General features: G+C 50.8%; 11 protein-coding genes. 9 read left to right on the top strand and 2 right to left on the bottom strand.

What is annotated here, in order from left to right:
* The 3 genes from VIN66_RS03835 to VIN66_RS03825 form a co-directional block, all read left to right on the top strand.
* Nucleotides 1-1,822, top strand: a 1,822-nt coding sequence (locus VIN66_RS03835) for a TonB-dependent receptor (protein WP_331922759.1), incomplete at its 5' end; no start/stop codon positions are given.
* A 38-nt stretch (nucleotides 1,823-1,860) separates the two neighbouring features.
* Nucleotides 1,861-2,889: a DUF1611 domain-containing protein gene (locus VIN66_RS03830; RefSeq protein WP_331922758.1), complete on the top strand. Its 1,029-nt coding sequence runs from the start codon at nucleotides 1,861-1,863 to the stop codon at nucleotides 2,887-2,889.
* Nucleotides 2,890-2,893: 4 nt separating this feature from the next.
* On the top strand, nucleotides 2,894-4,018 hold the full coding sequence (locus tag VIN66_RS03825; protein ID WP_331922757.1) for a hypothetical protein: 1,125 nt from the start codon (nucleotides 2,894-2,896) through the stop codon (nucleotides 4,016-4,018).
* Here VIN66_RS03825 and VIN66_RS03820 read toward each other — a convergent pair.
* Complete coding sequence (locus VIN66_RS03820) at nucleotides 4,015-4,686, bottom strand: GntR family transcriptional regulator (protein WP_331922756.1); 672 nt, start codon at nucleotides 4,684-4,686, stop codon at nucleotides 4,015-4,017. The genes VIN66_RS03825 and VIN66_RS03820 overlap by 4 nt on opposite strands.
* A gap of 215 nt (nucleotides 4,687-4,901) precedes the next feature.
* On the opposite strand from VIN66_RS03820, the gene VIN66_RS03815 reads away from it, so the two are divergent.
* The 6 genes from VIN66_RS03815 to VIN66_RS03790 all read left to right on the top strand — a co-directional run bounded on the left by VIN66_RS03815 (nucleotide 4,902) and on the right by VIN66_RS03790 (nucleotide 12,072).
* A complete protein-coding gene (locus VIN66_RS03815; RefSeq protein WP_331922755.1) occupies nucleotides 4,902-6,452 on the top strand; it encodes an amidohydrolase family protein in 1,551 nt (516 codons plus the stop codon).
* A 53-nt stretch (nucleotides 6,453-6,505) separates the two neighbouring features.
* Entirely contained in the window at nucleotides 6,506-8,410 is a 1,905-nt protein-coding gene (locus tag VIN66_RS03810) for a serine hydrolase domain-containing protein (RefSeq protein WP_331922754.1), read from the top strand.
* Nucleotides 8,411-8,568: 158 nt separating this feature from the next.
* A complete protein-coding gene (locus VIN66_RS03805) occupies nucleotides 8,569-9,552 on the top strand; it encodes an LLM class flavin-dependent oxidoreductase (RefSeq protein ID WP_331922753.1) in 984 nt (327 codons plus the stop codon).
* 135 nt (nucleotides 9,553-9,687) lie between these two features.
* Entirely contained in the window at nucleotides 9,688-10,698 is a 1,011-nt protein-coding gene (locus VIN66_RS03800) for a zinc-binding alcohol dehydrogenase family protein (protein WP_331922752.1), read from the top strand.
* Nucleotide 10,699: 1 nt separating this feature from the next.
* A complete protein-coding gene (locus VIN66_RS03795; RefSeq protein WP_331922751.1) occupies nucleotides 10,700-10,984 on the top strand; it encodes a putative quinol monooxygenase in 285 nt (94 codons plus the stop codon).
* Nucleotides 10,985-10,998: 14 nt separating this feature from the next.
* On the top strand, nucleotides 10,999-12,072 hold the full coding sequence (locus VIN66_RS03790; protein ID WP_331922750.1) for an L-dopachrome tautomerase-related protein: 1,074 nt from the start codon (nucleotides 10,999-11,001) through the stop codon (nucleotides 12,070-12,072).
* A 65-nt stretch (nucleotides 12,073-12,137) separates the two neighbouring features.
* Here VIN66_RS03790 and VIN66_RS03785 read toward each other — a convergent pair.
* The coding region (locus VIN66_RS03785; RefSeq protein WP_331922749.1) for an SDR family NAD(P)-dependent oxidoreductase at nucleotides 12,138-12,580 on the bottom strand (443 nt) is incomplete at its 5' end.

The following is a 12,580-nucleotide window of genomic DNA, read 5'->3' as shown; positions in this document are numbered from 1 at the left end:
AGGTGATGTAGCCCGGGTGGAGCTGATTAAAGGCCCACAAGGCACCTTGTTTGGCGCTACGGCTATTGCCGGTGCAGTCCGTTACATCAGTAATGCGCCCGAGCTGGAAGATGCCCGTGGCAAGCTGACCGTAGATTGGTCCACCGTTCAGTCTGGTGGTACCAACCAGCTTTATAAAGGCTTCTACAGTTTCCCGCTGATCGAAGGTAAGGCCGGTCTGACGTTATCGGCATTTCGTATGGACAACGGTGGTTATGTTGACCAGGTAGATGGCTCTGGTGCAGTCATTCGTGAAGATGCCAACGAAGCCGACAATAAAGGCTATTCCGCCGATTTGCTGGTGCGCCCGACCGATGAGCTGGATATTCGTATTAAAGCCATGAAGCAGGAGTCCTCTTTTGGTTTAACCTCTGCAGTGCAGATTGCGTCGTTAAACCGTGACGAGCTGTATGGCGAATACCGTTCCGACAATGCCTTTGGCTCGGATAAACTGACACAGAACTTAGTCTCTGCCAGTGTCAGCTATAAGCTTAGCGGTGCTGTACTGGATTTCACCAGCAGTAAAGCCAAATACACCAGTAATAATGCCCAGGATGTGGTGTCACTGTATGGGCCCTTAATTGAATTAGTTGCTGAGCTACCGGCAGGCAGTGTGACGTCTGCGCCACTGACGCTGGATGTCTCGTCAGAGAAAACCTCGCATGAACTGCGGTTAACCTCAGACAGCGAAGGCAAGCTGGAATGGTTGGCAGGTGTATTTTATACCTCGGAAAAAACCGACAACGTGCAGAATCTGCAGGGGATGCCACAGCAGTTGCTGGCGGTGTCTGCCAGCTTCCCCAGTGATTACACTGAACTGGCCGCCTACGGTAACCTGACGTATTACCTCACTGATAATTTTGACTTAACGGCGGGTCTGCGGGTGTCTAATACCGAACAGTCATTGCTGTTTAAGCAAGATGGTTTCCTGTTAGGCGGTGCCAGTGAAGAGCAAATGGAAACGGCAGACAAAACGGTTGAAACTTACTTGCTGACCGCCCGTTACCGTATGGATAAAGACACATCATTCTACAGCCGCATTGCGAGTGGCTACCGGCCGGCTGCCTCAAACCTGAGTGTACAGGATCCCTTTACCGGTGAGCTGTTGTCACAGCCTATTGTCGAGCAGGATGACTTGTGGAGCTATGAAGTTGGGGTCAAAGGCAGCGCGTTGCAGGATGCGCTGAGTTATGAGAGTTCACTGTATTACATCGATTGGAGCAACTTTCAGACCTTGGTGAGTTTCTACGGCATATCGACCGATGGTAATGCCAAAAACGGTATTACTGTCAAAGGCTGGGAAGGCAGTATCGACTACCGGCTGACGCGTCAGTTTAGTGTGAATGCCAGCGCAGCCTTTGCCCGCAGTACATTGAATGCCGATGAGCCTGAACTGTTTGGAGCCAAAGGTGCGACAGTACCCAATGTGCCGAAGTGGACCCTGAATCTGGGTGCCACCTATGACTACCAGCTAACAGCCAATATGCCAGGCTGGGTCAATGTAAGCTGGCGTTACAAAGATGCCATGGCGACAGCCTTTGACGACGGCAATGTAGAAAATACCGCAGTGAATCTGGAAAGTGAGTCTATTAGTGTGCTGAACCTGACAACAGGAGCGGACTACAGGAATTGGCGCTTCACTTTATATATCAATAACCTGCTCAACAGTGGTGCTTACACCAATTTTAACGCCACAGTGGTGCCAGGTACGGACATCGTTAGTATTACAGGCATACCGCTTGAACCGCGCAAAATAGGTTTGTCAGTCTCGTATGCGTTTTAGGGCTTGTTAACGTTTCAGCTGAGAAGTAGGAGTTGGTCATGAACACGCTGCGTATTAACTTACCCTATGTCATTTTTTTGGGTGACATTCAGGACAGCATGTTGGCAAAAACCGGTTTAGGTTTGGTGAAATGGAGTAAAGATCAGGTGGTCGGGCAATTGCGTTTGCCCGGCTGCAAGGTGGATTTGGGGGTGGCGGATCTGACGCTGCAGTCGGCCGTTGCGCAGGGCGCAAAAAGTCTGGTGCTTGGTGTTGCCACTGTGGGCGGCAGCATCAGTGATGCCTGGCTGCCGGTGTTGGTACAAGCGCTGGAAAATGGTCTGGACATCGTCAACGGCCTGCATACAGATCTGAATAAAATCCCGGCGCTGGCGGCAGCAAAAGCCAAAGGTGGCAGCCAGATTGTGAACGTACGTGGTGCCCATCAGGCGTTGCCGGTCGGCACTGGCCGCAAGCGCCAGGGTATGCGGATCCTGACTGTGGGTACCGACTGTGCGGTCGGTAAAAAGTACACGGCTCTTGCTATGGCTCAGTGTTTAAAGGCCAATGGCATAGCCGCAACCTTCCGGGCTACCGGGCAAACCGGCATTATGATAGCCGGCGAAGGCCTGGCGGTAGACAGTGTGATCAGCGATTTTGTTAGTGGCGCTGCCGAGCTGATTTCGCCTGATAATGACAGCGGGCATTGGGATGTAGTGGAAGGCCAGGGCTCGTTATTCAACCCATCCTTTTCTGCGGTCAGTATGGGCTTGTTGCATGGCTCCCAGCCGGATGCATTGATTTTATGTCATGACGCCGCGAGGCTTAAAGTCAGTACCTGTCCGACTTATGCCATCCCGACCTTGCAAGAATGTATGGATTTACATCTGCGCTGTGCCAAGATAGTGAACCCTTCAGCGCGCTTTATTGGTGTAAGTATTAACACCTCGTCATTACCGGCAGCTGAGCGGAAAGCTTATTTGGACCAATTGCAGCAAGAACTTGGATTGCCTTGTGTGGATCCGCTGGTGGAAGGCTGTCAGTTATTTGTCGAACAATTACAACAACAAAAGACGGCAGGTATGTAACAGAATGGCAAAAATCTCAGGTGTGTCTCAGTGGTGTGCCATGTATCTGTTGCCAGGGCTGGCCTTTAAGTCAGTCATTGTTGGCGGCGGTTATGGCACTGGCCGCGAAATCACCGAGTTTTTTTTGTCGCACGGTGCTTTTGGCGGTCTGGTCGGTATGCTGGTGACGGCATTGGTCTGGGGCCTGGTACTGGCTGTGGCCTTTGAGCTGGCCCGGTTGACGCGCAGTTACAACTACAAAAGTTTGTTTCAGACGTTGCTCGGCCGCTATTGGTGGCTGTTTGAAGTGATTTACGTGCTGATCGCTTTTTTAGTGCTGGCCGTGCTTGGCTCGGCTTCCGGCGAGATAGTGCAACAGAGTTTTGGTATACCGCCGTTGTGGGGTGGCGTTTTGCTGATGGTGTTGGTGGGGTTGCTGACGTTTTTTGGCAGTAAAGCCATTGAAAAATTTTTTGTCTGCTGGTCCGCTGTACTTTTTGTTACCTACGGCACCCTGCTGGTGCTGACGCTGAGCAATTACCAGACACAGATTGTTGCCCAGTTTCAGTGGGCGCCTTTGTCCGGCGGCGAAGTGGTAGACGGCGTGCGCTATGCTGCTTATAACCTGAATGCACTGGCGGCGGTATTGTTTGTAGTGCCGCGATTTCTGACCACTAAAAATGCTGTCGGAGCAGGCCTGATGGCCGGTCTGATTGGTATAGCGCCCGCTGTTCTGCTGTTCTTAACGCTGCTGGCGGGGTACCCGCAAGTCACGCAATCTGCATTGCCTGTGGTCGATATTATGCTGATGCAAAACCTGCTTTGGTTGCTGGTGCTGTTTAAAGTGATGTTGTTCGGCACCTTTATTGAAACGGGGAGCGGTGTGCTGCATGCGGTGAATGAGCGCATTGCCGGCAGTTTTTCAGCGCAGAAACGGCCTTTTCCGCACTGGCTAAGGGCCGCTGTACCGTTAAGCTTTTTATTTTGTGCGATTTTCCTGGCCAGCGAATTTGGCATCATCGATCTGATAGCCAAAGGTTATGGTGTGCTGTCCTACGCATATATTCTGGTGGTGATACTGCCGCTGCTGCTGTACGGCAGTATCCGTATTGTCCGGCTGCGCCGTCAGAGCGCAGTAGCACAGGCTTAGACGATTAAATCCTGGGTGTAGAACTGCTTGTTCTGGAAAATAGCATTTAGCACCCGCTCTTCCGTTTGCATAATCATGTCCGAGATACAGGCATGAATGCGTTTATTATCATCACTGCGGATGACTTCAAGAATTTGCCCCTGCTGCTCGCTGGAGTAGGGAAACGATTTCTTGGTTTTGACATAAAGCCAGTATATCCGCATGGCGGTGTCTTCCAACTGCCGGATCCAGTCGATCATCAATGGGTAGCCTGCCGCTTCACATAAAGTCAGATTCAGCTCTTTATTGGTTTTTAGCAATTCCAGCGCTGTGTCATCGTCTTTAAACGGGATCAGCTCTTCAATCTTTTTATTCAGCCGGTAAATTTTATCGAAATCAACTTTGGCGCCGGCTATGGCAATGACTTCGGGTAGTAACATACGGCGCAGAATAAAGTTTTGCCGGATTTCCAGTAAGGTTAGTGGTGCCACCAGCGTGACACGGGCAGATTGGGTGACGAGGAATTGCTGCGCCACCAGTCGCTCCATCATATTCCGCGCGATGGCCCGGCTGATTTGAAAGGTGTCACTCAGGATATTTTCCGACACCTTAAAGCTCGGAGGCAGTTTCTGCGTCACTATGGCGTCCATAATAATGCTGTAAGGGTCGGTCGAATCCATTGTTGTCATAAGTTTCATGTCCTCGTGTTGGCGGCACAGTACCTCAGTGCACTTCAGTATATCAGCATAATAACCAACGATTAACAGTTAAAATATCGCAGTCAATGCATTTTATGGCTGAATAATATCAAAAATAAGGCGCTCAAAATATATTTTAAGGCTGTACAAATTGTGGCTAATATGATTAATTAATCGCCATAGGTTACAGATCCGGAACGTAGTTCATGTTAAACATCAGTTTTCGCTTCAGTGCTTTGGCCAGCATAGCTCTGCTGTTCTTGTTGCTGCAGGTACCGGCAGCTGCGCTGGATTTAGTGCTGAGCGGTGGCCGGGTGATCGACCCGGAAACGGGTCTGGATGCAATACGCAATATTGGCATTGAAGGCAACCGTATTGTGGCAGTCAGCTCGGAGCCTTTGCAGGCCAGGCAGCACATTGATGTCACAGGCCTTGTGGTCAGCCCGGGTTTTATTGATATGCATGCGCACGGCCAAAGCATATTAAGCGGCCGTGTGCAGGCGTTTGACGGTGTCACCACAGCACTGGAGCTGGAATCCGGTACTTACCCTGTGTCTGCTTATTATACCGAGCGTGAAAACGAGGGACGCCCAATCAATTATGGTGCCTCAGTCAACTGGCTGGCGGTACGGATATCGACTCTGCTAAAGACCGAAGCGACCGCAGATGCAGACTGGTTTGGTCATGCCATGACGCTGCAGGGCTGGCAACACAGCATAGCGTCTGAGGCACAGCTACAGCAGATGCTGGCAAAAGTTGCCCAGGGCCTGGATGAAGGCGGTTTGGGGGTAGGTTTTCTGACCGGCTATGCGCCAGGGTCAGGCAAGAAGGAATATCACAGCATCAGCCAGCTGGCCGCCAAGCGGCAGGTGCCTACTTTTACCCACGCCCGCTTTTTGTCCATGCTGGAGCCGGGCAGCTCCTTTGAAGCTATTCAGGAGATCGTCGCAGTAGCGGCCAGCACAGGTGTGCAGGCACATATAGTGCATCTGAACTCCATCAGTTTACGTGACATTGATCTGATCGCAGACTTGATTCGGTCTGCTCAGCAGCGCGGAGTACACCTATCAACTGAAGCTTATCCTTATGGCGCAGGTGCTACTTCTATTGGCGCGGCCATGTTCCGCGGGCCTGACTGGCGGCAACGCACCGGCGGGCTAAAGGCTGAAAGCTTTGTAGCTAATGGCAAGCGTCTTAACGAAACCGAGTTTAAGCAATTACAGGACAACAAGCCTGATACCGAAATTGTGGTGCATTTTTTAGAACTGGCTGACCAACGCGACCAGAAACTGATTGAGAAGTCTTTGCTGATGCCAGGCGGCGTGATCGCCTCAGATGGTGGAGACTGGCTGCTCGACAACCAGCCTATTGCACAACACACCTGGCCATTGCCGGCAAAGGCCTTTAACCATCCCCGTAGTGCCGGTACTTTTACCCGCTTTATTCGCCAGTATGCGCTGCTCGACAACAAACTCAGCCTGGCAGATGCCATCGCTAAGGTTAGCCTGAAGCCGGCGCAATTGTTGGAACAGGCTGTGCCGCAAATGAAATACAAAGGCCGGATCCAGGTAGGCAGTGACGCGGACATAGTGGTGTTTTCAGCAGAAGAGCTGGCAGACCAGGCCAGTTATGAACTGCCGGCTCAACTGTCCAAAGGCATGAAATATGTGCTGGTGAACGGTGAAATACTGATCCGTAACGAACAGCTCGATACCACAAAACTGCCGGGTAAGGCAGTGCGGAATCAGATTAAATAACAGAAACAATAGGCTACAAAACAACAATTAGAAAATAACAAAGGAGAGTCTGTATGCATGTTCGTCGCGCTTTAAAAAGCGGTGCACAGCTGCTTGCTGTAACTGGTTTACTGTGCAGCATGAGTCTGTTCAGTGCCCAGGCCAGCAGTGCACCATCGCTTGAAACTATCGGCAGCTATATCGATGGCACCATTGAATCACAAATGGTATTGGAAGATATTCCGGCCGTGACCGTGTCGGTGGTCAAAGACGGGCAGTTGCTGTTCAGCAAAGGCTATGGTTTTGCCGATCTGGAAAAACGCATTCCGGTGAATGCAGAAAAATCGCTATTCCGCATAGGTTCTACTTCGAAACTCTTTACCTGGACTGCAGTAATGCAGATGGTTGAAGCCGGCAAACTGGATTTGGATGCCGATGTGAACAGCTATCTGGATTTTAAGATCCCGGCGACCTATGCTCAGCCGATCACGTTAAAGCATATTTTGGCGCATACCGCCGGTTTTGAAGACGGTGGCTTAGGCTATTTGATCCAATATTTCCCGGATCATGGCCCGGAGTTGGCAGAGGCGATGGAAAAGTACATTCCTTTGCGGGTTAATGCTCCGGGTGAAGTTACCTCTTATTCCAACTATGCGACGGCGCTGGCTGGCCTGATCGTGCAAAATGTGTCAGGAAAGCCTTTTAACCAGTATGTGAAAGAGCATATTTTTGATCCGCTGGGGATGACCTATGCCACCTTTGAAGAGCCATTGCCGCAGCATTTAGCCGAACATATGGTTAAAGGCTATGCCAGAGAGGCTGGCAAATTTGATGAAAAGCCGTTTGAGATGATTAACTCTTTTGGTCCGGCCGGTGCCGTGGCTGCCAGTGCAGAGGATATGGCGAAATTTATGCAGGCGCATCTGAACCTGGGTGAGCTGAACGGCCAGCGTATTTTGCAAGAAGAGACAGCCAGGCAAATGCACTCGGTGATCTTTGCCGGCGATAACCGTCTGCAGGGCATGGCGCATGGCTTCTATGAGCATAACTTCAATGGTCACCGTTTGATTGGTCATGGCGGTGACACTATGCAGTTCCACACCGATATGATGATTGATGTAGAGCAGAATCTGGGTATTTTTGTCTCTTATATGAATACCGTCAGCAATAAAGCCCGCAATGGCTTTGTGAGACAGATTTACGATCATTATTTCCCGCAGGAGGTGGCGCCGTTAACCCCTCCGGCCGATTTTGCCGGGCGTGCCGCCAAATATGCCGGTACTTACACCTTCTGGCGGCGCAACTTCAGCTCGATTGAGAAAGCGTTTGGTTTGATGGGTGGCACAGTGGATATCATTCCTACCGAAGAGAATACCCTGATTGTGACCGGGCCTTTTGCGGTACGCCAATATGTTGAAGTGGGTGAAAACCTGTTCCGTCAACTGGATGGCCCTGAGCGTATTGCCTTTGTCAGCCGCACCGGCGATGGCATTGATACCTTCTATTTCGATAGCCTGCCGTTTATGTCGTTACAGAAGCTGCCGTGGTTCGAGGGGGCATTATTTAAGATCTGGTTACCGGTGCTCAGCTTGTTGTTGTTCCTGCAAGTTATCCTGAGTTGGTTCTACAAGCGCCAGCAATACAAAAGCTGGAGCGCGACCGATAAACGCCTGGTGTACAGCAGCCTGGGCATGAGCCTGTTTAACCTGCTGTTTGTAATCCTGGCCGTGGTAATTGTTGTCTCATATCAGGACACGCTGTACAGCAAAATTCCATTTGCGCTCAAAGCCAGTTTAGTTGTGCCATTTATTGCCTTGTTCTTTACCGCGCTTTCGCTGTGGAGCTGGCTGAAACGTCAGCGTTCCGGGCAAGCTAGCCTGGGCAGCCAGATTTATTATGCTGTGGTGGTACTGTCCGGTGTCTATATGGTGTTGTTCTACAACTATTGGAACTTGCTGGGCTGGAAATTCCACGGCTGATCCCTGTAATGCTCAGACCTATAACAGATGCCAGCCATAATTCTGCTGGCATCTGTTTGTTTATTATTCTTGAAACTCTGGGTTAACGCCCCCATTGCCTTTATAGTTTTATACCACATGGCATGTAATTGAGCTGTGTACAGCAATGCGGAGAATTCATGATCCCTTTATCTATTCTGGACCTGGCGCCTGTATCAGTGGGCAGTACTGTGGCCGACAGCTTTGCCGCCAGCAAAGCACTGGCGCAACTGGCTGAAACGCTGGGTTACCATCGTTACTGGTTGGCCGAGCACCACAATATGCCAGGCATTGCCAGTGCAGCAACGTCTTTGCTGATCAGCCACTTAGCTGCCGCTACGGCACGTATCCGCTTAGGTGCCGGTGGCATTATGCTGCCGAATCATTCGCCGCTGGTTATTGCCGAGCAGTTTGGCACCCTGGCAACGTTATACCCGGACCGTATCGATTTGGGTTTGGGCAGAGCGCCGGGCAGTGATCAGGTGACGGCCCGGGCACTGCGGCGTAATCAGGTTGAAACGGAAGCCCAGTTTCCGGCCGATATCGCCCAGCTGCAGCAGTATTTTGCTGAGGTACAACCTGGTCAGCCGGTGCAGGCGGTGCCCGGCCAGGGGCTGCATGTGCCGCTGTGGATCTTAGGCTCCAGCCTGTACGGTGCTCAGCTGGCAGCTCAGCTGGGCTTACCCTATGCGTTTGCTTCGCACTTTGCTCCGGGCATGATGCAGCAGGCAGCAGAGCTGTACAGGCGTGAATTCAAACCTTCGGCTCAGCTGGATAAGCCATATTTAATGCTGGCGCTGAATGTGTTTGCGGCTGACACTACTGCAGAAGCAAAACGCCTGTTCAGCTCGCTGCAGCAGCAGTTTGTTAATCTGGCGCGCGGTACGCCCGGCTTACTACCTGCACCGGTCGATAGCATTGACAGTATCTGGCAGCCACATGAGAAAGCCTATGTGCAAACTGCACTGGCCTGTTCAGTCGTCGGTGATGCACACGTGGTTAAACAGGGGATTCACGACTTTATCAGCCGCTATCAGCCGGACGAGCTGATGTTGACCAGCATGATGCATGATCCGGCTGCGCGCCAACATAGCTACCGTATCGCAGCAGAGCTTATGGATTGATATGGAATTATCAAATTTTATTTGAAAGTAATTCGTGATTTTATAGATTTTTTCTAAGCCACTGTGAGTTTACGCTAATTACAGCACGTTGATGCGGTGCTGATACAGGTTAATAACTTACAGTGGAGTGCTTTTATGAAAGCCATAGGTTACAAACATGCTCACGCGATTAGTGAGAATAAATTAGTCGATATCGAATTACCGGCACCGGTAGCAAGCGGCCACGATTTACTGGTTGAAGTGAAAGCGATTTCAGTTAATCCGGTCGATACCAAAATACGCAACAACGTAAGTGCAGCAGATAACGGCTACAAAGTGCTGGGCTGGGACGCTGTGGCAGTGGTAAAAGCTGTCGGCGAAAAAGTATCGTTATTTCAGCCCGGTGACAGGGTCTGGTATGCCGGAGACATATCCCGGTCAGGCAGCAATGCTGAGTTGCAGCTGGTTGATGAGCGCATTGTTGGTTTTGCTCCTGATAGCCTGACCGATGCTGAAGCTGCCGCCTTACCCTTAACGGCAATTACCGCATGGGAAATGTTGTTTGACCGCCTACAGATCCAACCGGGCAAACAGCACAGCGGGCAAAGCGTGTTAATCATAGGTGCAGCCGGTGGTGTTGGTTCCATTTTAGTGCAGCTCGTCCGTAAATTGACGGCGGCAACCGTGATTGGTACTGCATCGCGCCCGGAAACACAAACCTGGCTGACACAGCTGGGTGCTCATCATGTCATTGATCATAGCCAGTCGCTTAGCCAGCAATTAAAGCAATTGGGTATCGGGCAAGTCAGCCATGTTATCAGCCTCAATAATAGCAGCGAACATTACGCAGAAATTATTGAAAGCCTGCAACCACAGGGTAAATTTGGCCTGATCGATGATCCCGAGTCGCTCGATGCCACCAAGCTTAAACGCAAGAGCTTGTCATTGCATTGGGAGCTAATGTTTACCCGGTCTTTATATCAGACAGACGACATGATAGCGCAACATCGTTTACTCAATGAGATTGCCAGGCTGATTGACGACGGCATTCTGGTTACCACAGTAGGTAGTCATTTTGGCCGCATCAATGCTGAGAATCTCTACCGCGCCCATCAACTGCTGGAATCGCAAAAAGCCCGCGGCAAGATTGTGCTGGAGGGGTTTTAAAGTGTTGACGTTAGTTGCCGAAATCGTTGCCGAGCCCGGTGCGGCGAAACAGTTGAAACCCCTGTTAGACCGCCTTGTCGGCCAGACACGCAAAGAATATGGCTGTATCAGTTATGAGCTGTATCAAGAATCTGAAACGCATTTTCTGATGTTTGAAGAGTGGTTTGACCAAGCAGCATTAGACAAGCATATGGCCTCAGTTCATTTTGCCGAATTCAATGCCGCTGCAACACAATCTAATCTGCTGCAGCAGGTAAAAATCAGATACCTGTCGCGCCTGAACTAAAACCGGAGACCATAATGAAAGCACTAATTTTATCCGCAGCAGTGTTGCTGCTCACACCCACCAGTTGGGTGATTGCTGCACAAACGAAAGGCAGTTTGGAAACTGTTGCTGAACTTCCGATCCGGCCGGGCAATGTCAGCGTGACCCATGATGGCAGAGTCTTTGCCACTGTTCACCCATTGGATACGCCATCTGGCTTGCAATTGATTGAGATTAATCGTAGTACAGGTCAGTTCATCGCCTGGCCATCTGAACAACTTCAGAAAGCAGGCAGCGCCAATGACGCACAATTCGATACTTTACTAGGCATTACGCAGGACGGTGATAAGCACCTATGGGTAGTGGACATGGGGTTGGAGCTTGGCCAAACCCGGATCTGGGGTTTTTCAGTTGCAGACGGCAGCCTGTACAGGAAAATCACACTATCTCAGGAGCTGGCGCCACGCGGTAGTTTTATTCAGGATCTGGTTACCGATTCAGCGGCAGGCTGGATATATCTGGCCGATATCGCCAACCCGGGCTTGCTGGCAGTTCGGATAACAGATGGCTTTACTGTAAGGTTTTCACACCATCCCTCCTTACAGGCTGAACCTGACGCCGTTATGCAAGTGGACGGCAAACCTACGTTGTTTAATGGTGAGATTGCCAGTGTTGCCGTTAATCCATTGGCATTGTCAGCAGATGGTAAAACGCTGTTTTATGGCGCGATGAATGGTCGCAACTGGTATCAGCTATCTACTACAGCTTTACAAAGTGGGGATACGGAACAGATTGCGGCAACAGTATCTCTGGTTGGCGAAAAGCCGGTATCAGATGGTGCCATAACGTCAAAGCAGGGCATTCACTACTTCACCAATCTCAATAACAACGCTATTGACGTGCTGGACACTAGCGGCAAACTGACTACGTTGGTGCAATCCCCTTTGCTGGATTGGCCGGACAGCGTGCAATTTGGCGAAACCGGCTGGCTTTATATTTCGGTTAATCAATTACATAAAGCCAAAGCATTTAATGGCAAGGCTGAAACTGCAGTGCCCCCTTACCGCATTATGCGGGTTTGGACGGGGGATGAGGCGGTTCGGCGTTAACAGAACAGACCCGCTACTCTGCTGCGATGCCTCTGTAGCGGGTTGTATTTGTGCCAAAAACACTTTTATTTCTTAAGATAGCGGGCGCCTGGGTTGGCATGGCCAAACTTCTGGCTAAGCTGACGACGCTGAACTTCGTAGTTCAGCCAGTCTGAGCCATCCTGTAACGGCGGAATTGTTACGACTTCTCCGGCATCAAGCCCCGCGAGGGCGGCATCAACCATATCCGTTGTGCTCATAACAATTTCATCCGGCAGCTGCTGGTGGGACAAGCCGGCTACCTGCCAGAAATCGGTTGCTGTAGCGCCGGGTAAGACGGCTTGCACCTGAATGCCGGTATCGGCAAGTTCATGCTGCAAAGACTGTGTTAATGCCAACACATATGCTTTGGTCGCGCCATATACCCCATTAAGTATCTCAGGCCCTACTGCAACGATTGAGGCAATGTTAATGATGGTGCCCCCGCCTCTTTTAACAAAAGCCGGTACCGCAGCATAGGTCAGGCGTG

The sequence above is a fragment of the Rheinheimera sp. genome, assembly GCF_036568245.1.
Taxonomy (GTDB): Bacteria; Pseudomonadota; Gammaproteobacteria; order Enterobacterales; family Alteromonadaceae; genus Alishewanella.
The sequence above is the reverse complement of the archived record's forward strand: the minus strand, read 5'-3'. Positions and strand labels throughout refer to the sequence as shown.